We start from the raw sequence: 20,775 nt of genomic DNA, 5'->3' as shown, positions 1-20,775 counted from the left end.
CACCATATGTTTATCAAGCACAACAAGCTCCGAAGAAGTGCATCAATAACAACAGATAGTAACTATTTCCACATTGCATACCCGGCCGCAAATCATCGAGTTTTCCCGGCATGGGGGACTTTTCGAACGAAGAACTGGCCGTTTCGGTCGCGATCGCGGCATCGGCGCGGCGTCGGAAGAAGCGGAAGGTCGAATGGCCGACCTTTCTGGCCCTGATCTGCTGCTACGCGGCGTGGGCGGCTGTCGTCCATTTCAATCAGGCGCTGCCGATCGTCGTGTTCGTGCCGCTTGCCGCCTACTGTGTGGCCCTGCACTCCTCGCTCCGCCACGAGGCCCTGCACGGGCACCCGACCCGCTCGCTGACCATCAACGAGGCGCTGGTATTTCCGCCTCTGTGCCTGATCATTCCCTACCGGCGGTTCCGGGATACGCACCTGAAGCACCACCACGACGCCCGGTTGACCGATCCCTACGACGACCCGGAGTCCTGGTATCTGGCCGAGCGCGACTACGAGGCGCTGTCGGCGCCCATGCGACTGTTCCTGCGCATCAATCAGACTCTGGCCGGGCGGCTGCTCATCGGGCCGCCGCTGACGGCATTCGGTTTGCTTCGGCATGATCTGGCAGCGGTGGCATCGGGAGACCGGGAGGTGGCGCGCGCCTGGGCGCTGCACGTCGCCGGCTGCGTGCCGGTCGTCGGGTGGATCCTGTTTTCCGGAATGAGCCTGTGGGCCTACCTGCTGCTCGCCTCGTGGCCGGGACTGTCGTTGCTGATGCTGCGCACCTTCGCCGAGCATCGCGCCCATCCCGAGGTCGCCTCTCGGACCGCGATCATCGAGGCCAACCCTCTGATTTCCTTCCTGTTTCTCAACAACAACCTGCACTACGTGCATCACAGTCGGCCGCGGGTGCCATGGTATGAACTGCCGGCGCTGTTCCGCGCCGAGCGGGAGCGATATGTCGCCGAGAACGGCGGCTACGGGTTCGACGGATATCTCGAGCTTGCCCGGCGGCATCTGCTCAAGGCCAAGGAGCCGGTGGCCCATCCGTTCATGAGGCGCTAGATATCGCTGCGTGATCGCCTCGCTTCCCATGTATGACTGGCCGGAACTCCGGCATGCCACCGACGCGCTGTGGACGTCGCTGCGCGATGCGCTGCGCGACCGCGGCCTGGACGCACCCGACGGGCTGGAGCGGCATCGCGACCGCGACGAGCAGTGGCGCGATCCGGAGCTGCTGCTCTCGCAGACCTGCGGATTTCCCTTTGCCACGGCGCTGAAGGAGTCGGTGAGGCTCGTCGCCGCCCCGCTCTACGTCGCCGAGGGGTGCGCGGGGCCGGCCTATTGCAGCGTCATCGTCGTTCGCGCCGACGATAGCGCCCGCACGCTGCACGATCTGCGCGGACGGCGGGCGGCCTTCAACGCGCGCGATTCGCAGTCCGGCTACAACGCCTTCCGCGCCGCGATCGCGCCGCTGGCCCAGGGCGGGACGTATTTTTCCGAGACCGTCGAGACCGGCGCGCACGTCGCCTCGATGCGCGCGGTGATCGAGGGAAGCGCCGACTGCGCGGCGATCGACTGCGTCTGTTGGGCGCTGGCCGAACACTACCGCTTCGACCTTGCGTCGCGGCTCAGGGTGCTCGCCTGGTCGCCGCCGGCGCCGGCGCTGCCGTTCGTGACGGCCTTCGGCCGCAGCGACGCGGAGGTCGACGCGCTGCGTGAGGCGCTGTTTACTGTGGTGAACGACCCGCGGACCGCCGATACCCGGCGGGCGCTGCTGCTGGGCGGCGCAGAGGTGGTCGAGGACACCGCCTACGAGGCGATCCTGGCGATGGACAGCAAGACGCGCGAGGCGGGATATCCGCATCTGGCGTAACTGCGATGGGGGTGTCCAAACCCTGCCGTCGCGCTGCCGACACCGTGCCGTCGCTCTGCCGTCCCTGCGCCAGGAAGGTGCCAGGCCGGCGCCGTCAGCGCTGGCTGACCTGCCAGTCCGGATTGATCCAGGGCTCCTGGTTGGAGGCGGCCAGCGGATCCCTTCCGAGGATCAGGTCGGCGGCCCGTTCGCCGACCATGATCGAGGGGGCGTTGAGGTTGCCGTTGGTGATCTGCGGGAAGATCGAGGAGTCGACCACGCGCAGGCCCTGAAAGCCGATCACCCGGCAGTGCGGATCGATGACGGCGCCGGGATCGTCCTCCGCGCCCATCCGGCAGGTGCCGCAGGGGTGGTAGGCGCTCTCGACGTTGTCGCGGATGAAGTCGTCGATCGCCGCGTCGGCGACCGCGCCGGCGCCGGGCGCGATCTCGGCCTCGACGTAGGGTTCCATCGCCGGCTGGGCCATGATCTCGCGGGTCAGGCGGATGCAGGTGCGGAACTCCTCCCAGTCCTGCGGAACCGACATGTAGTTGAACAGGATCCGCGGCGCCTCGGCGGGATCGGCGGAGCGCAGCCTGACCGATCCGCGCGAGCGCGACCGCATCGGGCCGACATGGACTTGGAAGCCGTGCCGGGCCGCCGCCGCCTTGCCGTCGTAGCGCACCGCGGCAGGCAGGAAGTGGTACTGGATGTCGGGATAGGCGACGCCGGCGGCCGAGCGGATGAAGGCGCAGGACTCGAACTGGTTCGAGGTGCCGAGGCCGCGGCCGAGAAACATCCACATCGCCCCGATCCAGGCCTTCGAGAACACGTTCAGGTGGGCGTTCAGCGTGATCGGCTGGCGCGAGGCGTACTGCACGTAGACCTCGAGATGGTCCTGCAGGTTGGCGCCGACGCCGGGCCGGTCGGCGCGCACCTCGATGCCGAGCGACCTCAGGTCTTCGGCCGGGCCGATCCCCGACAGCATCAAGAGCTTCGGCGAGTTGATCGAGGACGCAGCCAGAATCACCTCGCGGCGCGCCCGGACCGTCTGCCGGCGGCCGCCGCGGACCGTTTCGACGCCGACGGCGCGGGCGCCCTCGAAGGCGACCCTCTCGACGTCGACGCCGGTGACGAGGCGGACGTTGCCGCGCTTCAGCGCCGGACGCAGGTAGGCGTTGGCGGCCGACCAGCGCTTGCCCCGCCACACCGTCATCTCCATGGCGCCGAAGCCTTCCTGGGCGCGGCCGTTGTAGTCCGCGGTGCGCGGATAGCCAGCCTGGACGCCAGCCTCGACGAAGGCGCCGTAGAGCGGGTTCCGCAGCGTGCCCCGGGTCACGTGCAGCGGACCGTCGGTGCCGCGCCAGCCCGGCTCGCCGCCGTGGCTGGTCTCCATCCGCTTGAAATAGGGCAGCACGTGGCGATAGCCCCAGCCGCGGGCGCCCATCTCCTCCCAGGTGTCGAAGTCGAGCGCGTGGCCGCGCACGTAGACCATGCCGTTGATCGACGACGAGCCGCCGATCACCTTGCCGCGCGGCACCGCCAGCCGGCGGCCGCCCAGATGCGGCTCCGGCTCGGTGCGGTAGCCCCAGTCGTAGCGGTTCAGGTTCATCGGGATCGAGAAGGCGGCGGGCATCTGGATCAGCGGGCCGAAATCGGTGCCGCCCTTCTCCAGCACGATCACCGAGTTGGCCGGGTCCTCGCTGAGGCGCCAGGCGAGTGCGCAGCCGGCGGAACCGGCGCCGACGATGACGAAATCGGCCTCGAGTGCCTCGCTCATTGCCGTCCCCTCGCGATCTTCGATTCGACGTAGTCCTCGACCAGGCGGATGGCCGACCCCGGGTCCGGCGTGCCGTCGGCGAGCGCGTAACGGATCCACAGCCCGTCGATCAGGGCGGCGGCGCCCTCGGCGGTCCCGGCCGCCAGGTCGTCGGGCATCAGCGCCTTCAGGTCGTGAACGAGGTTGCTCTTCAGGCGGCGGGCGTAGATGCGGTGCAGACGGCGCGCCTCGGGTGCGGTCTGGGCCTGGACGTAGAAGGCGAGCCAGGCGGAGATCGTGGCGGGCCTGAACTGGGTCGGGGCGAAGTTGCCGGAAATCACCGCGGATATGCGCTGGCGCGGCGTGGCGGCCCTGCGCAGCCGGGCGACGATGGTGCGGCCGAGCTCGCGGAGCAGGTGCCGCATGGTCTCGGCAAGCAACTGGTCCTTGGAGCCGAAATAGTGGTGGGCCAGCGCCGTGGAAACGCCGGCGCGCCGCGCGATCTGGCCGACCGTCACGTCGCAGAATCCGCGATCGTGAATGGTTTCGATGGCCGCGCTGATCAAAGCGCGGCGTCGTATCGGCTCCATTCCTGTCTTCGGCATCGCGTCCGGCCCGGCGTTATTTTTGTTGACTGATCAGTCAATCAATAAAACTTGCCAAAGCCGAGGTAAAGTGTTTCCATCGCGTCATCTTGTCGGCCGGCGCCAGGGGGGTGCGGCCGGCTTTCCTGCGACTCACACGGGAGGGTACCCGGGATGAAATCCTGTCTTCGAAGCGTGCTGGGCGGCATCGCTCTGGCCGCCATCGTCTCCTCGCCGGCACTGGCCAAGGACCCGGAGTCCTGCAAGGTCGTGACGTTCTCCGACGTCGGCTGGACCGACATCACCGCGACCACGGCGGCGACCTCGGTGATCCTGGAGGGCCTCGGCTACGAGACCGACGTCAAGGTGCTGTCGGTGCCGGTGACCTACGCCTCGATGAAGAACAAGGACATCGACGTGTTCCTCGGCAACTGGATGCCGACCATGGAAGGCGACGTGCGGCCCTACCTGGAGGACGGCTCGGTGGTCAGCCTCGGGGTCAACCTGGAAGGCGCCAAGTACACGCTGGCCGTGCCGCAGTACACCTACGACAAGGGCCTGACCGACTTCGCCCATATCGCCGACTTCCGCTCCGACCTCGACAACAAGATCTACGGCATCGAGCCGGGCAACGACGGCAACCGGCTGATCCTCGATATGATCGACAAGGACGCCTACAACCTGAAGGAGTTCGAGCTGGTCGAATCCTCCGAGCAGGGCATGCTGTCGCAGGTCGCCCGCGCGGTGCAGCGCAAGGAGGACATCGTCTTCCTGGCCTGGGAGCCGCACCCGATGAACGCCAATTTCGACATCGTCTACCTGCCCGGCGGCGACGACTATTTCGGCGCCGACCTCGGCGGCGCCACCGTCTACACCAACGTGGCGGCGGGCTTCGTGGAGGAATGCCCGAACGTCGGCGCGCTGCTGAAGAACCAGCAGTTCACGCTGGCGATGGAGAACGAGATCATGGGCTCGATCCTCGACGACGGCATGGAGGCCGAGGACGCCGCCAGGAAGTGGCTGAAGGCCAACCCGCAGATGTGGGAAGCCTGGGTCGAGAACGTCACGACCTTCGAAGGCGGAAACGGCAAGGAAGCCGTCAGCAAGCACCTGGCGATGTAGGCGCGCCGGGACGGGCGCCTAGCAGAGACCCGATCGGACGGCCGGCTCGTCCCGATCGCCGCATCCCCGGGAGCCGGCCCGCGCACCGGAATCGCGTCGGTGCCGGTCTTTGCCCGGAGGCCGACACCTGCTCCCGGGCTCGCCTCGGCTGGATGCGAACGCCGGAGCCGGACCACCAGATGGGGCACTCGATGGATTGGCTGGAAGATCACAAGATCCCGATAGGACAGTGGGCCAAGGCCTTCGTCGACTGGCTGACGGCCCACGCGGCCTGGCTGTTCGATGCGATCGCCATCGTCCTGGAACACGTCATCGACGCCATTCTCTGGGTGCTGCAGACTCCCCATCCGCTGATCGTCGTCGCCGTCACCGTCGTTCTCGCCTATGTGGTGCGCCGGAAGGTCTCGTTCGCCGTCTTCGTGCTGCTGGCGATGCTGCTGATCATCAACCAGGGCTACTGGGAGGAGACGACCGAGACGCTGGCGCTGGTCATCTCCTCGACGATGGTGTGCATGATCGTCGGCGTGCCGATCGGCGTCGCCGCGGCGCACCGGCCCTGGCTCTACGAGGCGCTCCGGCCGATCCTCGACCTGATGCAGACGATCCCGACCTTCGTCTATCTGATCCCGGCGCTGATCCTGTTCGGCCTCGGCATGGTGCCGGGCCTGATCGCCACGGTGATCTTCGCCGTGCCCTCGCCGATCCGGCTGACCCAGCTCGGCATCTCCTCGACGCCGAAGGCGCTGATCGAGGCGGGCGAGGCGTTCGGCGCGACCAAGCGCCAGCTGCTCTGGAAGGTGGAACTGCCCTATGCGCTGCCCAACATCATGGCCGGCCTGACGCAGACCATCATGCTGTCGCTGTCGATGGTGGTGATCGCCGCGCTGGTCGGCGCCGACGGGCTCGGCGTGCCGACGCTGAGGGCGCTGAACCAGGTCAACATCGCGCGCGGCTTCGAGGTGGGCGTGGCGATCGTGCTGGTGGCCATCGTGCTCGACCGGTTCTTCCGCAGGGAACCCTCGAGCGGGGGGAGGTAGGCAGATGGCGGACCAGGCTGTCACAGATCAAGCCGCAAGCGGCGAGGCCGCCGCGAAACACGGACCGGCCGTGCGGTTCACCGATGTCGACATCGTCTTCGGCAAGGCGCCCGACCGCGCCCTGCCGCTGATCGACGAGGGCAGGACCCGCGCCCAGATCCAGGAGGCGACGGGCCAGATCCTCGGCGCCTGCGGCTGCACGCTCGACGTCGAGGAGGGCGAGATCGTCGTGCTGATGGGCCTGTCGGGCTCCGGCAAGTCGACCCTTCTGCGGGCGGTGAACGGCCTCAACCGGGTGATCCGCGGCGAGGTGCTGGTGCGCGACGGCGACCGCTACATCGACCCCAACACCTGTTCGGCCGAAGAGCTGCGCCGCCTGCGGCGCTACCGCGTCGCCATGGTGTTCCAGCAGTTCGGCCTGCTGCCGTGGCGCACGGTGGAGGACAATGTCGGCTTCGGCCTGGAACTGGCCGGGATGCCGGCCGACAAGCGCCGGGAGCGGGTGGCGGCGCAGCTCGAACTCGTCGGCCTGAAGGACTGGGCGCAGAAATACGTGCACGAACTGTCGGGGGGCATGCAGCAGCGCGTCGGGCTCGCCCGGGCGTTCGCAACCGACGCGCCGATCCTCCTGATGGACGAGCCGTTCTCGGCGCTGGATCCGCTGATCCGCTCGCGCCTGCAGGACGAGCTCCTGGAACTGCAGCAGAGCCTGAGGCGCACCATCATCTTCGTCAGCCACGACCTCGACGAGGCGCTGAAGATCGGCAACAAGATCGCCATCATGGAGGGCGGCAGGGTGGTCCAGTTCGGCACCCCGCACGACATCGTCCTCAATCCCGCCAACGAGTACGTGGCCGACTTCGTCGCCCACATGAACCCGCTCTCCGTGCTGCGCGCCGTCGAGCTGATGCAGGCGATCGAGGACTGCCCGCCGGCCGACGGGGGCCGGCAGCTGAACACCAGCGGCAGCCTGGTGCTCGCCGCCGACGGGACGATCCGGCTGGACGACCAGGCGGTCACCCCGGCGCGGCTCGGCGAGGGCGAGCCGCGGCCGGGCGAGGTCTGCGCCTGCGAGCCCGAGACGACCGTGCGCGACCTGATGCACGCCCGCCTCGTCACCGGCCTGCCGATCCTGGTCGTCGCCGACGGCAAGGTCATGGGCAAGGTCGGCGACGCCGAGATCTACGACGGACTGCTGGGGCGGTAGGCGCAGTTCCCTTTCCGGAAGCAATTGACTACATTGCCCGGAGGGGAGCGAGGCTTCGGTGTACGCCAGTATGCCGAAGGCATTCATTGCATTCGGCGGGGCAGCAGTGTTTTTCCAGTCAGTATTGCGCTGAACGTCTGGCCAATGCGCAGGCAGCCGCCGCGCATGCAGGTGCAGGTTGATCCATGTTCGACATCCGGATTCGCGCCAAGCAATCGGCGACTCAAATTGGGGATTTGCTTCATGATCGGAAATAGTGAGAAGAACTTCTTCCGGCGCGGCGCTGCCGGACTGCTGTCGGGGCTCCTGATGGGGTCCGCCGTACTTGCCGGGGCGCCAGCGGCTGCGTCGGCCGACGTCTTCGACAGCGACGACCGGGAGCCGGTGCCGGTGATGATCATCAAGATCTTCAACAACTCGCCGGACCACAACATCTATCCGGTGCTGTCGACCGGCACGAGCACCACGGATTCCTGGCTGCAGTCGGCCTTCAAGATCAAGAAGGCCGACTTTCCGGACTATCCCTTCCCCAAACCGAACCAGTTCCGCTTCTACATCAATCCGAACGGCGACGGCATTCCGCCGAAGGGCAAGGTGACGATCAGGCTGCCGCTCTACACGCAGCTGGTGCCCGACCACCTGGTCGATCCGAAGAAGCCCGACCAGTTCATCGACTGGTGGGGCGGCGGGCGCATCGAGATCTTCGACGCGCCGGCGGAGACCGGACGTCCGCCGCGGGCGCTGCGCGAGGCCTACCGGAACCGAATGGGGCAGGTCGAGGTCGATCCGATCGCCGATGCCGCGGTTCCCACCTGCACCGGCTGCCAGCCCTTCAAGTTCTTCAAGGATGCCGCGGGGCTGAAGCACAACGAACCGAGCCAGCTCACCGAATACACGCTCGGCGCCCTCAACTTCGACACCGATCCCTACAGCATGAACCTGGAGAACGTCGACTTCGACGTATCCTACGTCGACGACGCCTATCTTCCGGTCGCCATGGAGCCGTTCGGCAACAAGCAGGTCGGCTATGTCGGGATGGTCAATTCCATCCAGAAGTTCCGCGCGGCGCTGAACAAGTTCCTCGCCAAGGATTCGCCCTATTACGGCTGGCCCCAGTTCGTCGACCAGTTCGGCGACAAGATCCTGAAGGTCCCCTCGACGCTGCACGTCTACGGCGCCGGGCCCAACACGCCGGACCTGACGCCGGCCCCGTGGGCGCCGATCACCGCGCTGAACAAGGACTGGGACAGCTGCCTGGACAAGAGCGACAAGTCCAAGTACTGCATCCGGCTCCGCAAGATCCGCCGGATGTTCCAGGACAACTACGACAACTACATCAAGAACTACATCACGCCTTTCGGCTGCGATCCGAAGCTCGGGCCGGTCGAGCTCGACGAGGAACTGATGCGGACCCACGTCCAGGGCTGGACGCCGTTCAACCAGTTCTGCGGCAAGGCGGACATCAACCTGCTCGCCGATACCCCCGGCTACACCGCGAACAACAGCCGCAAGTACCACAATCTCAAGGGGATCTTCGACAAGCTCCAGTACCTGAAGAGCGGCCGCTTCAACCCGTACTCGAAGCTGATCCACAGCAAGAAGTACATCGGCGCGCCGAACGTCTACGCCTACTCCGTCGACGACGCGGTCGGCAACATGCAGGCGGAGGGCACCGGCCTGATCATCGCGGTGGGCGGCAAGCGCGGCCTGCCCAACAAGAACCCGGCGACGCCGCCGATCCATGTCAGCTTTGGCTACGCCCCGACCGACCTGGTGCGCTTCACCCACTACGGCGTGTGCACCACGGTGCCGGATCACGACGTCAATCCGTCCTATGCAAGCTTCGACGTGTCGATCACCAGCATCGGCGACTGCCACCTGACGTTCCTGGACAACTTCAACAGGACCTACACGTTCGACATCAAGTCGCAGCCGCCCTATCCGACCGACAACAAGCGGACGCCGGCGACCCATGCCGAGATCGACTGCAGCCGCAACACGGAACAGTACGCCAAGGACTGGTGCGAGGGCGTCTTCGCCTACACGCTGGTCGGCAAGTTCGAGACGACCAACTACGTGATCGCGCCGGCGCCGCAACAGGTGCGGTAGCGGCGGCGCCGACAGGGGCTACATGGCGGCGGGCCTGCAGGCCCGCCGCCGGCGGCCTCAGGAGGTCCGAAGCAGCGCGGTGACGAGTTCGGCGCGCTCGTCTTCGAGGGGGACCTCCGGCCGCTGCCGGCCGGCCCGGCGGTACCAGTAGTCGGCATTCCAGACGTCGCCCTCGACGCGGTGCAGGTGGGCGTGCACCCAGGCCGCGTCGGGGCTCTCGATCGCCTGGGCGATCTCGTGGCTGCGGTGCCAGTCGCCCTTGTCCAGATGCCACAGCGCCTGGAGAAGCGGCGCCAGCGCAGGCGGCGGCCGGTCGAAGCCGAGCGATTCGCGGAACTCTTCGTAGGTCATGGCCCGATTGTAGCGCGGTTTAACCGACCGGCCACCCCGCCAAGAGCCGCGCGGGCACGGTCGCGTCCGGCGGCGAAACCGGATATGAGACCTCCGAAACAAGGAGAGCCGTCGCCGATGCGCTTCACGAAGACCGAGATTCCGGGCGTCCTGATCGTCGATCCCGAGCCGCGCAAGGACGAACGCGGCGCATTCAACCGCGCCTACTGCCCCGACGAGTTCGCCGCCGCGGGCATCGATTTCACCTCGACCCAGATCAACATCGCCCGCAGCACCCACCTGCACACGCTGCGCGGCATGCACCACAAGGCGCCGGGGATGGAGGAGGCGAAGTTCGTGCGCTGCACGCGCGGCGCGATCTTCGACGTGGCGGTGGACCTGCGGCCCGACAGCCCGACCTACCGGCGCTGGACCGGGGTGCTGCTCGACCATTCGTCGATGCGCGGGCTGTTCATCCCGGAAGGCTGCTCGCACGGCTACCTAACGCTGGCCCCCGACACCGACGTGCTCTACCAGATGAGCCGGCCGTTCAATCCCGAGGGCGACCGCGGCGTGCGCTGGGACGATCCGGCATTCGGCATCAGATGGCCCGCCGCGCCGGCGATGATCAACAGGCGCGACGCGACCTATCCGGATTTCGAGGGATAGCGGCGCTCGAGCGTGCCGCCATGGTTCGAGACGCCTTGCTGTCGCAAGGCTCCTCACCATGAGGGCCGAGTATAAAGGGAGCCCGCAGCCCGGATGGAGCGTCAGCGTAATCCGGGGGCGGATGTGCCGCTCGCACCAGTCGCGGCTGCCGGACGCTCAGCCCCGGATTGCGTTGCACTCCATCCGGGCTACGGAGTTCCAGATGCCCGTTCCGCCGGCGGTGCCTTCGCCGGGCCGGCCGGCTCGAGGGATGGCTGGCCGACGGTGCCGCTCGGATGCTGTCCGGTGCCGTAGGCGAGGGCGCCGGTCCAGCCCTGCGACCACTTGCGCGCCCGCGCCAGCAGCCGGATCGCCGGCTCGTCGACGGCGACCGTCAGCAGCCAGGCGGCGGCGAGCGTCACCGCGGCATATCCGGCAAACAGCAGCCACTGGTGATCGGGGCCGATCCTCAGCCACACCGCCGCGACGAGCGTGCACAGGATCGGGAAGTGCACGAGGTAGAGGGCAAACGAGATGCGCCCGAGGAAGCGCGGCGCCATGGTGGCGAGCAGCGCGCGCGGCGCCGGCAGGTAGAGGACGCCGACGAGCAGCAGCAGCGCGCCGATGTTGCGGATCGACAGGTCGGGGTCGGAGACCGGGTCGAGGGCGACGTAGAGCCACTCGTAGGCGGGTCCGCGCGGCGCCGCGACCGGGACACCGCCGAGCAGCAGCCCGGCGGCGAGAGCGGCCCACAGCAGCGGTACCGGAAACCCGCGCCCGCGCACCCAGTGCTCGTAGACGAGCGCGCCGCCAAAGAAGCCGAACAGGTAGCCCTCGGTGCCGTTCTCGACGAAGGCAAACAGCAGGCCCGCGGCCAGCACCGGCACACGCCAGCGCGGCGGCACGGCCTTGTAGACGACGTAGACGACCAGCGAGCCGATCAGCTCGACCTTCATCGTCCAGACCACCGGATTGTAGTAGAGCGTCGTCTTGTAGTTGACCCGCAGCGCGTCGAAGACGGCGGCGCCGACGGAGGGGCCGTCGGGCCGGTACCAGCTCGCCACCCAGCCGTGGCCGACCTTTTCGGCGACCGCGACGACGGCGCCGGGGAACAGGGCGATGAGGACAAGCGCGAAGCCGATGCTGGCCAGCACCGGCACGTTGAGCCGCAGGTAGCGGGTGACGGCGAGCGCCAGCAGCGGGGCCCGCGACAGGGCCGCCGACTGGGCCATGACGAAGCCCGACAGCGCGAAGAACACGAACACCGCGAAGGTGCCGCTCTGCAGCAGGAACAGCGGCGTCTTGGCGAAGATGTCGGGCGCCGACCAGTCGAGGCCGGCCGAGCCGGTGAACCAGACCGGGGTGAAGACCAGCACGAAGTGCGAGACGATGACGATGAAGGCGGCGACGCCGCGCAGGCCGTCGAAGGCGACGATGCGCGACTTTAGCGGCCCCGCCGCGCTCATCGTTCCGCCCCGGTCATCGCCGCCTCAGCTCCACACCTTCCACGGCGCCCGGCCGGAACTCCACATCGCCTCGAGCTGCGTCTTGTCGCGCAGCGTGTCCATGGCGTGCCAGAAGCCGCGGTGCCGGAACGCCGACAGTTCGCCGTCGCGGGCGAGGCTTTCCAGCGGCTCCAGCTCCCAGGGCGTGTCGTCGCCGGCGATCCGCGACAGCACCTGCGGCGAGAGAACGAAGAAGCCGCCGTTGATCAGCGCGTTGTCGCCGGGCGGCTTCTCGATGAAGTGGTCGACCCGGTCGCCGTCGAGCGCCAGCGCGCCGTAGCGGCCCGGCGGCACCACGGCGGTGACGGTGGCGAGCCCGCCGTGCGAGGAATGGAACCTCACCAGGGCGGACACGTCGACGTCGGCGACGCCGTCGCCATAGGTCATGCAGAACGGCTCGTCGGGGTCGAGATAGGTGCCGACCCGCTTCAGCCGGCCGCCGGTCATCGTCGCCTCGCCGGTCTCCACCAGCGTCACCCGCCACGGCTCGGCGCTGGTCTGGTGGTAGGAGATCTCGCCGGTGCCCGCATCGATCGTCACGTCGGAATTGTGCAGCAGGTAGTTGGCGAAGAACTCCTTGATCATGTAGCCGCGATAGCCCAGGCACACGACGAAGTCGGAGATGCCGTGGTAGGCGTAGATCTTCATGATGTGCCACAGGATCGGCCGGCCGCCGATCTCGATCATGGGCTTCGGCCGAAGGTGCGATTCCTCGGAAATGCGGGTTCCCAGGCCGCCGGCCAGGATGACTGCTTTCATTCCACTCTCGTGCTTGCCTCGATTACGGCAGCATGCTTTGTAGCACGCCGTTGCTGACGAACAATCGGCGGAACAAACGGCATGGCCGCATCCTCATCGCGACCGCGCATCAGCGTCGTCGTCCCGACCCGCGAGCGGGACCGCACCCTGCCCGCCACGCTGTCGACCTGCGTCGCGCAGAGCTATCCGGAACTCGAGATCGTCGTGCACGACAACGCCTCCAGCCCGGCGACGGCCGAGGCGGTGGCGAAGTTCGACGACAGGCGGCTGAAATACTTCCGCTCCGAGGAACGCCTGTCGATGCGGGCGAACTTCGAGGCGGCGCTCGCCAGGACCACCGGCGACTACGTGGTGTTCATCGGCGACGACGACGCGCTCGCCATCGACGGCATCGCCCGCCTCGCCGACCTTTTGGTCGAGACCGGCGCCGAAGTCGTCAAGTGGGCGCTGCCCCACTACATCTGGCCCGACCGGGCGGTGTCCGGGGCCGGCTACCTGACGCTCAAGGATCCCAAGCTCTTCTGGGACTACTCGACCTATGACGGGCCGGCGACGCTCGACCTGATGTGCGCCGCCCAGGTGCGCAACTACATGAACGGGCCGGACATCTATCACGGCTGCGTCGCCCGCTCGGTGATCGAGCAGATCCGGCCGAAGACCGGCGAGTACTTCGCCTACACGATCCCCGACGTCTACGCGACGGTCGCCAACCTGTTCGTGGTCAGGACGATCCTGCACGTGCGCCATCCGCTGTCGATCACCGGCCATTCGTCGAGCTCGACCGGCATGTCGTTCAGCGAGACCAAGAGCGCCGAGGGCGAGGTGCCGACCGAGACGCCCTACGGACGCTTCGTCAGCGAGGTGAAGTCGGACACGGGCGCGCAGCCCTACAACCCGCACATCCGCTCGATCAACTACCACACGCTGGTCTGCCTGCACATCGCCAACGAGCTGCTCGGCGCGGGGCGCGAGATCAACGTCGAGGGCTGGATCGACAAGGCGGTCGCCGAGACGGTCGCCGACCCGCAGTTCCTCGCCGAGGCCCACCGCGCCGAGGAGGTCTGGCCTTACGACCGGATGCTGCTCGACCGGCTGCCGCCGCCCCCCGACGCCGCCGCCTCGCGCCAGCGCGCCCGCGTCGAGACGCACGGCACGCGCCGCTCGTTCCGCAAGCTCGACGTGCCGACGAGCATCGACGGCCGCGACGATGCCTGGACGGCGGCGGAGACGCTGAACCGCCTGACCTCGACCGGCTACACGATCGGCCGCCGCGGCGTCATGTCGCCGGCAAGGCACTTCTGGCACTGGACCCAGCTGCGGCGGAGGGCGAGCCCGCTGTTCGGGTGAGGCGCCGGGGCCGCGGGACGGGGCGGCGTGTCGGCGTTTTCGGCACCGCACACAAGCCGAGGCAGCGCCGGTTCTTTGCCGCCGCTTCGCGGCGACCCCCCTCCCCGACCCTCCCCCGCAAGGGGGGAGGGGGCGGATACGACTCGGCGTCGTGACGTCGTTGGTTTGCACCGAGACAGATTGGCTTTTCTGCCGGTTCGTGCCGAACCTTTTCGCATTCCTCCCCATCAGAGGAGGCGACAGCGCGGCAGCGCCCGTATATCAGCCGGCCGAACCTCCGCAAGCTCCCCTCCCCCTCGTGGGGAGGGGTCGGGGGTGGGGCGCGCAGCGAGCTTTGGCGAGCGGAGCGTGCGGCGGGCGCGGCACAAGTCGAGGCTGCCGTACTCCGGCGCGGCGGCGGCACGCGCTGCCTGCGGCAGCGCGCCCCCTCCCCAACCCTCCCCCACGAGGGGGGAGGGAGGGTGTTTGGTGCACGCTCCTCGATCAGACCGAACCGCGGAATGGGCTGGATCTTCTGCCTTCCGATTCTGAAAACGGATTACCATCTGGCTCCCTCCCGAAGGGGGAGGGGGCGGGTACGACTCGGCGTCGTGACGTCGTTGGTTTGCACCGAGATAGATTGGCTTTTCTGCCGGTTCGTGCCGAACCTCTTCGCATTCCTCCCCATCAGGAGGAGGGCGACAGTGCGGCAGCGCCCGTATATCAGCCGGCCGAACCTCCGCAAGCTCCCCTCGCCAACGAAGGGGGAGGGGTCGGGGGTGGCGCGCGCAGCGAGCTTTGGCGAGCGGAGCGTGCGGCGGTCGCAACACATGTCGAGGTTGCCGTACTCCGGCGCGGCGGCGGCACGCGCTGCCTGCGGCAGCGCGCCCCCCTCCCCCACGAGGGGGGAGGGGGCGGGTGCGGCAGCCGCCCCGGGACCAGGCACAGGTAGACCGGGCACCGGAAGGTTGGGCACAGGAAGACCGGGCGGCCGGACACCGGTCCCCCCGCAGACCAACCGCCCGAAGCTCCGCAAGCTCCCCTCCCCCTCGTGGGGAGGGGTCGGGGGTGGGGCGCGCAGCGAGCTTTGGCGAGCGAAGCGTGCGGCGGGCGCGGTACGTGTCGAGGCCGCCGTATTCCGGCGCGGCGGCGGCACGCGCTGCCTGCGGCAGCGCGCCCCCTCCCCGACCCTCCCCCACGAGGGGGGAGGGAGGTGTCTGGTGCACGATCGTCGATCAGATCGAACCGCGGAATGCGCTGGATCTTCTGCCTTCCGATTTGGAAAACGGATTACCATCTGGCCCCCTCCCCCACGAGGGGGGGAGGGGGCGGGTGCGGCAGCCGCCCGGGGACCCGCCGCGTGCAGACCAGGCACCGGAAGAGGAGGCTGCCGGACGGGCAGGCGTTCCTGCCAACGGTGAGTTCCGATCGGATTGCAGGCGGTAAGACAGTTACCCCCTCCCCCCTTGTGGGGGAGGGTCGGGGAGGGGGTCCAGCGGCGGGCCGGCCCTCGATGGGCCGGGCCGGCGTCCAAATTCCTCCCTATCGGCGCGCCGCTTGCTCCAGCAGGTCGTCGAAGGCCGCGGTTACCGTGCGGATGTCGTAGAGGGCGACGGCCCGCTCGCGGCCGGCGGCCTGGAGGCGCTTTCGGTCACCGTCGTCGTCGATGAGGCGGGCGATCTCGCGGGCGAAGTCGGCGGGGTCGACCGAGTTGGTGGTGACGCCGGCATCGCCGGTGACCTCGGGCAGGCCGCCGCGGCCCGACGTGATGACGGCGGCGCCGGACGTCATGGCTTCGAGCGCGGTGCGGCCGAACGGTTCGGCCCAGACGCTGGGCACGACGGCGATCGCGGCGCGGGCGAACAGGTCCATGACCCGGTCGTGGGGAATGCCGGTGTGGATCTCGGCGCGCGGGCCGAGCGGGCCGAGATGGCGGCGCACCCGGGCGACCGTGTCGGCGGCCGCGGCGCCGCCGCCGAGCGCCAGCACGGCGCGCCAGCCGGGACGATCGGCGAGCGCGGCGGCGGCGGCCAGCGCGAACTGCTCGACGCCCTTCTCCGGCACCGCCCGGCCGGCGAACATGACGACCGGCTCCTTCGCTTCGGCCGGCACGAAGCGCTCGGTGTCGATGCCGTTGTAGACGACGGCCGACGGCGCGCGGCCGGTGTAGCTCGCCCGGGCGTTTTCCGACACGAAGGCGACGCCGGCGAGGTTGCGGAACGACCGGTCGCGCCAGATCCGGTGGCCGAGCCAGCGCCGCGGCATCGGGTTGTGCCGCTGCAGGACGACGGGAATGCCGGGAAAGCCGGCGGCGACGCGGGCGGCGGCGGGCGGATACTGGTGGACCAGGATGACGTCGGGGCGCGCCTTCTCGATCGCCTCGCGCACCGGGCCGAAGCCGAACGGGCCGAACTTCCCGCCGATGTCGACGATCCCGGTGAAGGGCACGTCGCGGAACGGCATCGGCACGGCCGAACCGATGACGGTCATCGATCCCCGGAAGCGCGAATGCAGCACGAAGTCGCGCGCGCACAGGTCCACCGAGGTCGCCCTGTCGGGGGCGTAGTGCATGTGGCGGGGCAGGACGACGGCGATGCGCATGGAGCCGGTGCCGGTCGCGGTTCGTTGTGTGCCGGATCGCATTATGCCGGACCTGCCCTATACTGGGAGCGGCCGACCGGCAATCGCCTGCGGCCTTCCGGTTCTCAAGCGCGGCAAACCCGATCCATGTACGACCTGACCGTCGCCGTTCCCGTCTTCAATGGCGATGCCGAGCTCGACGGGACGCTCATGAACGTCCGCCGGCAGAGCGCGGTCGATTTCTCGATCGTCGTCTACGACAACGCCTCCACCGACAGGACGCCGGAGATCGTCGCCAGGCACGCGCGCGAGGATTCGCGCATCAGGCACGTGCGCCACGACACCAATATCGGCCTCGTGTCGAACTTCATCACGGCGGTGCGCGACACGCGCTCCGAATTCATCGCCTGGCACGCCGTCGACGATTTGTGGTCGGACAACTACGTGCCGGAACTCAGGGAGCTGCTGCGCGCCGATCCCTCGGCGGTGCTGGCGGTGCCGGGGCAGATCGTCGAATCGACGGTTGCCGGCAGGACCAAGCGGCGGCCGATCCCGTTTCCGCGGCGCCGCTTCACCCCCAGGCTCGCGCGCGCGCTCCACCTGATGGAAAAGTCGCGCTCGGCCTGGCTCTACGGCATGTGGCGGCGCGACTTCCTGCTGGACGCCTACGAGCGGGTGCTGAACGACTATCCCGTGGTCTACGTGCACGACACGCTGGTGGTGCTGCCGGCGCTGCTGCGCTGCGCGGTCACGGGCACGGAGGCGGCGACGTTCACCCAGCGCGTCGGTGAGCAGAAGATGTACGACCTGCCGGCGACCGCGGCGGGGCGGCGAGAGGTCTTCGCCGCGTTCACGCGCTTCTGCCGCGAGGAGATCGACCGGACCGGCCATTCCGCCGCCGCGAAGGCGCTGCTGAAGGCCTATGTCGTGAAGTTCGCCGACAAGCGCTGCATGCGGCTGACCGACCTGGCGCGCTGGTCGGTCGCCGAACGCTACGGCCTTCAGAGCCGCGGCCTCAGCGAATACGCCGAACCCAGGCATCGGGCCAATGAGTGATGTTCTTCGACAGCGTACTCTCGTTGAACGCCCATCCGGGCTGCTCGATGACGAAGTCGGGGTTCCTCGCGACGAAATCCTGCGCCGCGTTGGCGGGATTGTCGGTCGTCCAGCCCGGCGCGCCGCGCGGCGTGTCGGCGAGGTCGCGCATGATGCCGTCGGTCGCCACGATATAGGAACCCGGCGTCACCATCGGCGCGTAGGCCTCCAGCTCGGCTGCGACATGCTCGTAGGTGTGGTTTGAATCGAGCACCACCAGGACGCTCTCGCCTTCCCTGATCTCGCCGGCGATGCGGCCGACCATTTCCGGGTCGACAGAGGAGCCTTCCAGCATGGTGATCATGTCGATCAGCGGGTGTTCCTCGAGCCGCTTGCGGTTGTGCGGGCGGATGTCGATGTCGATGCCGATGACGCGGCCCTTGCCGAGCATTCTGCACAGCGTCGCCGAATAGACCAGCGAGCCGCCATGGGCGATGCCGGTCTCGACGATCACGTCGGGCTGCACGGCGGCGACCACCTCCTGGTAGCGGATCATGTCCTCGGGCAGCTGGATGATCGGCACGCCGAACCAGGAGAAGGTGTAGTTGTGCTTCTGGTTCCAGCCGGACTTCACCCACAGCGAGGAGACGAGCTCGAAGCCCTCGTCGCTCCACATGCTGACGCGCCTGTCGCCGTCGACGAGGATCTCGGCGCGGTCGGTATCGATTTCGAGTTTCATGCCGTCCCTTCTTCTGGCCCTTCTTCTGGCCCGTCTTCGGCCCGGGTGGCCTGCTCGACCAGCGGAATGAACCGGGCGGAGCGGCCGAGGGCCTTGGCCTGGGCTTCGATTTCGCCGCGATAGGCGGGATTCATGACGATCACGGTCGCACCGCGCTCGGGCAGCGCCTCGGGCGCCAGGATCGGCAGGCCGGTGACCGGCAGGTAGCCGCCCTGCTTCTTCGGGTTGATGTCGACGGCGCCCGACAGGTGCGCCCCGTCCGGATCGATCAGCAGCGTGAAGGTGACGCCCTTCGAGCCGCCGCCCCACAGATAGACGGGCCCCTCGGCCTCGGCGGCGGCGATCACCGCGCGCCAGCGGTCGACGTAGCGCCGCTTCTCGTCGGCCCAGCGGTCGAAATCCGGGATCTCGGGGCCGGACGGGTCGTCCTCGCCGAAGCCGCCTTCCGCCCACAGGTACTGGCCGTCGAAGACGTGGGTGGCGCGCGCCGGTCCGAAGCCCGCCTCGCGCAGGGCGCGGGCGAGGCTGGAGGCGGTGAAGATCGAGCAGTGCTCGTAGAAGAAGTCCTGGATCTGGTCGTTGGCGACGATCCAGGCGACGCAGGGCGTCTCCAAAAAGATCCGCGCCGGGGTGCCGGCGCCGGCCGCCGCGCGCAGCGTCTTCAGGAAGCCGACCGGGTCCGGGACGTGCTCGATCGTGTGCCGGGCGACGATGGCGTCGGGCGGTCCGCCGGCCAGCGCGGCGGTCGCCGGCTCGTAGTAGGAGCGGAAGATGCGCGTTCCGCCCGGGCCGTCGCCGTCGTCGCCGCGCCAGGCCGGGTCGAACCCGGTCGCTCCGACGATCGCGTCGCCGCCGAGATCGGCGATCCGGGCCAGGAAGTCGCCCTGGCCGCAGCCGACCTCGACGACGCGGGCGCCGTCGAGGTCGCCGAGCGCTTCGGCGACCCGGGCCGCCCGGCCGTCGAAATGGCCGCGGAAGGCCGGCGAGCAGGTCTGGTCGTTCTCGTAGGTGTCGTCATAGACGAGCAGGTCGGGATCGAAGGCGTCGTTCCAGACGAAGCCGCAGGTGCGGCAGCCGGTCATCTCCAGCCTGCCGGTCGGCGTGTGCAGCGCCTCGGCGCGGCTGCGGCACAGCTTGTTCTGGTGCACCGGCACGCGCAGGCGGCGGTCGAAGGTGACGACGGCGCTCGAGCCGCAGACCGGACAGCTCACGACGGGTTCTCCCGCCACCAGTCCAGCGCCTCGGCGAGGCCCTGCTCGAGCGGCCGGATGGCGGTGAAGCCGACCTCGCCGGTCAGCCGGCCGACATCGGCGACGATCCGCTCCGGCTCGTCGCGGTCGGGATAGCCGCCGACCTGGATCAGCTCCGGGCGGCCGGCCAGCCGGCCGAGCGTCTCGGCCACCTCGCGCACCGAGGAGGCGCGGCCCGAGGCGATGTTCACCGGGCCCTCGACGGCCGACAGGGCAAGCGCGGCGGTGGCGGCGCCGGCGTCGCGGCTGTCCATGAAGTCGCGCGGCCGTGCGGCGGCGCCGATCGGCGCCGGCTCGCCGGCGATCAGCTTGCGGGCGACCTGCGGCACCAGCCGCGTCGGCGTCTCGCCGGGGCCGTAGAGCAGGAAGAACCGGCCCCAGGCCCAGGACAGGCCGGTCTCGCGGGCGAATTCCGCGACGATCCGGCGGGTGCCGTCCTTGGCGGTGCCGTAGAGCTTGAACGGCTCGATCGGCGTCGTCGCCTCGTTGCAGTCGTCGGTCGTCTGCGGGGCGTACTCGTAGCAGGTGCCGAGCCCGACGAACCGGCGCAGGCCGGTCTCGGCTGCGCGGCGCAGCATGTCGAGCGTCGCGCCCGCCCAGGCGAGGTTCTGCGGCGTCGTCCAGAAGCGGCCGTGCTCGACGTTCCAGGCGAAGTGGACGATCATGTCCGGCCTGACCTCCTCGACCAGCCGGGCGCGGGCGCCGTCGTCGAGCAGGTCGAGGCGGTGCCAACGCACGCCGGCACCGGCATCGGATGTCCGGTCCGGCACCGAGCGCCCGACGGCGTGCACCTCCGCGCCGCTGTCGACGAGCGGGGCGAGGCAATGGCGGCCGATAAAGCCGCCGGCGCCGGTTATGAGGATGCGCGAGGTCATGGCGTCGGTGCGGATCAGATGGTCGCCGCGTTTGTAGCCGCCGCACGGCCCGCGCG

General features: G+C 68.8%; 18 protein-coding genes. 9 read left to right on the top strand and 9 right to left on the bottom strand.

Annotated features, from left to right (window positions below):
• The first annotated feature begins 110 nt into the window (after window positions 1-110).
• Complete coding sequence (locus V3328_RS13535; RefSeq protein ID WP_340330207.1) at window positions 111-1,064, top strand: fatty acid desaturase; 954 nt, start codon at window positions 111-113, stop codon at window positions 1,062-1,064.
• A gap of 10 nt (window positions 1,065-1,074) precedes the next feature.
• Window positions 1,075-1,875 carry a phosphate/phosphite/phosphonate ABC transporter substrate-binding protein gene (locus tag V3328_RS13530; protein WP_340330206.1) on the top strand — a complete coding sequence of 267 codons (801 nt, stop codon included), beginning with the start codon at window positions 1,075-1,077 and terminating at the stop codon, window positions 1,873-1,875.
• A gap of 94 nt (window positions 1,876-1,969) precedes the next feature.
• On the opposite strand, the gene betA is transcribed toward V3328_RS13530, so the two are convergent.
• Together betA and betI are read right to left on the bottom strand one after the other, a co-directional pair.
• Window positions 1,970-3,634 carry a choline dehydrogenase gene (gene betA / locus V3328_RS13525; protein WP_340330205.1) on the bottom strand — a complete coding sequence of 555 codons (1,665 nt, stop codon included), beginning with the start codon at window positions 3,632-3,634 and terminating at the stop codon, window positions 1,970-1,972.
• On the bottom strand, window positions 3,631-4,218 hold the full coding sequence (gene betI, locus V3328_RS13520) for a choline-binding transcriptional repressor BetI (RefSeq protein WP_340330204.1): 588 nt from the start codon (window positions 4,216-4,218) through the stop codon (window positions 3,631-3,633). The genes betA and betI overlap by 4 nt, the downstream gene beginning before the upstream one ends.
• Before the next feature lie 153 nt (window positions 4,219-4,371).
• On the opposite strand from betI, the gene V3328_RS13515 reads away from it, so the two are divergent.
• From V3328_RS13515 to V3328_RS13500, 4 genes are all read left to right on the top strand, one after another.
• Entirely contained in the window at window positions 4,372-5,319 is a 948-nt protein-coding gene (locus V3328_RS13515; RefSeq protein ID WP_340330203.1) for a choline ABC transporter substrate-binding protein, read from the top strand.
• 191 nt (window positions 5,320-5,510) lie between these two features.
• Window positions 5,511-6,356: a choline ABC transporter permease subunit gene (choW, locus tag V3328_RS13510; RefSeq protein WP_340330442.1), complete on the top strand. Its 846-nt coding sequence runs from the start codon at window positions 5,511-5,513 to the stop codon at window positions 6,354-6,356.
• Between the two features lie 4 nt (window positions 6,357-6,360).
• On the top strand, window positions 6,361-7,563 hold the full coding sequence (choV, locus tag V3328_RS13505; protein WP_340330202.1) for a choline ABC transporter ATP-binding protein: 1,203 nt from the start codon (window positions 6,361-6,363) through the stop codon (window positions 7,561-7,563).
• Window positions 7,564-7,806: 243 nt separating this feature from the next.
• Window positions 7,807-9,672, top strand: coding sequence for a hypothetical protein (locus V3328_RS13500; protein WP_340330201.1), 1,866 nt, complete (start codon window positions 7,807-7,809; stop codon window positions 9,670-9,672).
• 57 nt (window positions 9,673-9,729) lie between these two features.
• Here V3328_RS13500 and V3328_RS13495 read toward each other — a convergent pair whose 3' ends face one another.
• Entirely contained in the window at window positions 9,730-10,023 is a 294-nt protein-coding gene (locus V3328_RS13495; RefSeq protein ID WP_340330200.1) for a hypothetical protein, read from the bottom strand.
• Window positions 10,024-10,140: 117 nt separating this feature from the next.
• Here V3328_RS13495 and V3328_RS13490 point away from each other — a divergent pair, with 117 nt between their 5' ends.
• Window positions 10,141-10,671 carry a dTDP-4-dehydrorhamnose 3,5-epimerase family protein gene (locus tag V3328_RS13490; protein ID WP_340330199.1) on the top strand — a complete coding sequence of 177 codons (531 nt, stop codon included), beginning with the start codon at window positions 10,141-10,143 and terminating at the stop codon, window positions 10,669-10,671.
• A 188-nt stretch (window positions 10,672-10,859) separates the two neighbouring features.
• Here the strand turns inward: V3328_RS13490 and V3328_RS13485 are convergent, their stop codons facing one another.
• A complete protein-coding gene (locus V3328_RS13485; protein WP_340330198.1) occupies window positions 10,860-12,116 on the bottom strand; it encodes an acyltransferase family protein in 1,257 nt (418 codons plus the stop codon).
• Window positions 12,117-12,140: 24 nt separating this feature from the next.
• Entirely contained in the window at window positions 12,141-12,914 is a 774-nt protein-coding gene (gene rfbF / locus V3328_RS13480; RefSeq protein WP_340330197.1) for a glucose-1-phosphate cytidylyltransferase, read from the bottom strand.
• Window positions 12,915-12,995: 81 nt separating this feature from the next.
• Here rfbF and V3328_RS13475 point away from each other — a divergent pair, with 81 nt between their 5' ends.
• A complete protein-coding gene (locus V3328_RS13475) occupies window positions 12,996-14,261 on the top strand; it encodes a glycosyltransferase family 2 protein (RefSeq protein WP_340330196.1) in 1,266 nt (421 codons plus the stop codon).
• Window positions 14,262-15,782: 1,521 nt separating this feature from the next.
• Here the strand turns inward: V3328_RS13475 and V3328_RS13470 are convergent.
• On the bottom strand, window positions 15,783-16,841 hold the full coding sequence (locus tag V3328_RS13470; RefSeq protein ID WP_340330195.1) for a glycosyltransferase family 4 protein: 1,059 nt from the start codon (window positions 16,839-16,841) through the stop codon (window positions 15,783-15,785).
• A gap of 126 nt (window positions 16,842-16,967) precedes the next feature.
• On the opposite strand from V3328_RS13470, the gene V3328_RS13465 reads away from it, so the two are divergent.
• A complete protein-coding gene (locus V3328_RS13465; RefSeq protein WP_340330194.1) occupies window positions 16,968-17,876 on the top strand; it encodes a glycosyltransferase family 2 protein in 909 nt (302 codons plus the stop codon).
• Here the strand turns inward: V3328_RS13465 and V3328_RS13460 are convergent.
• Genes V3328_RS13460 through V3328_RS13450 form a run of 3 tightly spaced genes read right to left on the bottom strand, consistent with a single transcriptional unit; the run spans window position 17,836 to window position 20,719 of the window.
• Window positions 17,836-18,594, bottom strand: coding sequence for a cephalosporin hydroxylase family protein (locus V3328_RS13460; RefSeq protein WP_340330193.1), 759 nt, complete (start codon window positions 18,592-18,594; stop codon window positions 17,836-17,838). The two genes, V3328_RS13465 and V3328_RS13460, sit on opposite strands and share 41 nt — an antisense overlap.
• Complete coding sequence (locus V3328_RS13455; RefSeq protein WP_340330192.1) at window positions 18,591-19,805, bottom strand: class I SAM-dependent methyltransferase; 1,215 nt, start codon at window positions 19,803-19,805, stop codon at window positions 18,591-18,593. The genes V3328_RS13460 and V3328_RS13455 overlap by 4 nt, the downstream gene beginning before the upstream one ends.
• Window positions 19,802-20,719: an NAD-dependent epimerase/dehydratase family protein gene (locus V3328_RS13450; RefSeq protein WP_340330191.1), complete on the bottom strand. Its 918-nt coding sequence runs from the start codon at window positions 20,717-20,719 to the stop codon at window positions 19,802-19,804. Before V3328_RS13450 ends, V3328_RS13455 begins: the two co-directional genes overlap by 4 nt.
• Window positions 20,720-20,775 lie beyond the last annotated feature (56 nt).

Source organism: Microbaculum marinum (assembly GCF_037855135.1).
In the GTDB taxonomy this organism is placed as follows: Bacteria; Pseudomonadota; Alphaproteobacteria; order Rhizobiales; family Tepidamorphaceae; genus Microbaculum; species Microbaculum marinum.
The sequence above is the reverse complement of the archived record's forward strand: the minus strand, read 5'-3'. Positions and strand labels throughout refer to the sequence as shown.

Coding starts and splice junctions, on each gene's coding strand:
- rfbF (WP_340330197.1), bottom strand. CDS start 12,914: ATGAAAGCAGTCATCCTGGCCGGCGGCCTGGGAACCCGCATTTCCGAG.
- V3328_RS13460 (WP_340330193.1), bottom strand. CDS start 18,594: ATGAAACTCGAAATCGATACCGACCGCGCCGAGATCCTCGTCGACGGC.
- betI (WP_340330204.1), bottom strand. CDS start 4,218: ATGCCGAAGACAGGAATGGAGCCGATACGACGCCGCGCTTTGATCAGC.
- V3328_RS13450 (WP_340330191.1), bottom strand. CDS start 20,719: ATGACCTCGCGCATCCTCATAACCGGCGCCGGCGGCTTTATCGGCCGC.
- betA (WP_340330205.1), bottom strand. CDS start 3,634: ATGAGCGAGGCACTCGAGGCCGATTTCGTCATCGTCGGCGCCGGTTCC.
- V3328_RS13500 (WP_340330201.1), top strand. CDS start 7,807: ATGATCGGAAATAGTGAGAAGAACTTCTTCCGGCGCGGCGCTGCCGGA.
- V3328_RS13475 (WP_340330196.1), top strand. CDS start 12,996: ATGGCCGCATCCTCATCGCGACCGCGCATCAGCGTCGTCGTCCCGACC.
- V3328_RS13535 (WP_340330207.1), top strand. CDS start 111: ATGGGGGACTTTTCGAACGAAGAACTGGCCGTTTCGGTCGCGATCGCG.
- V3328_RS13485 (WP_340330198.1), bottom strand. CDS start 12,116: ATGAGCGCGGCGGGGCCGCTAAAGTCGCGCATCGTCGCCTTCGACGGC.
- V3328_RS13495 (WP_340330200.1), bottom strand. CDS start 10,023: ATGACCTACGAAGAGTTCCGCGAATCGCTCGGCTTCGACCGGCCGCCG.
- V3328_RS13470 (WP_340330195.1), bottom strand. CDS start 16,841: ATGCGCATCGCCGTCGTCCTGCCCCGCCACATGCACTACGCCCCCGAC.
- V3328_RS13490 (WP_340330199.1), top strand. CDS start 10,141: ATGCGCTTCACGAAGACCGAGATTCCGGGCGTCCTGATCGTCGATCCC.
- choV (WP_340330202.1), top strand. CDS start 6,361: ATGGCGGACCAGGCTGTCACAGATCAAGCCGCAAGCGGCGAGGCCGCC.
- choW (WP_340330442.1), top strand. CDS start 5,511: ATGGATTGGCTGGAAGATCACAAGATCCCGATAGGACAGTGGGCCAAG.
- V3328_RS13465 (WP_340330194.1), top strand. CDS start 16,968: ATGTACGACCTGACCGTCGCCGTTCCCGTCTTCAATGGCGATGCCGAG.
- V3328_RS13515 (WP_340330203.1), top strand. CDS start 4,372: ATGAAATCCTGTCTTCGAAGCGTGCTGGGCGGCATCGCTCTGGCCGCC.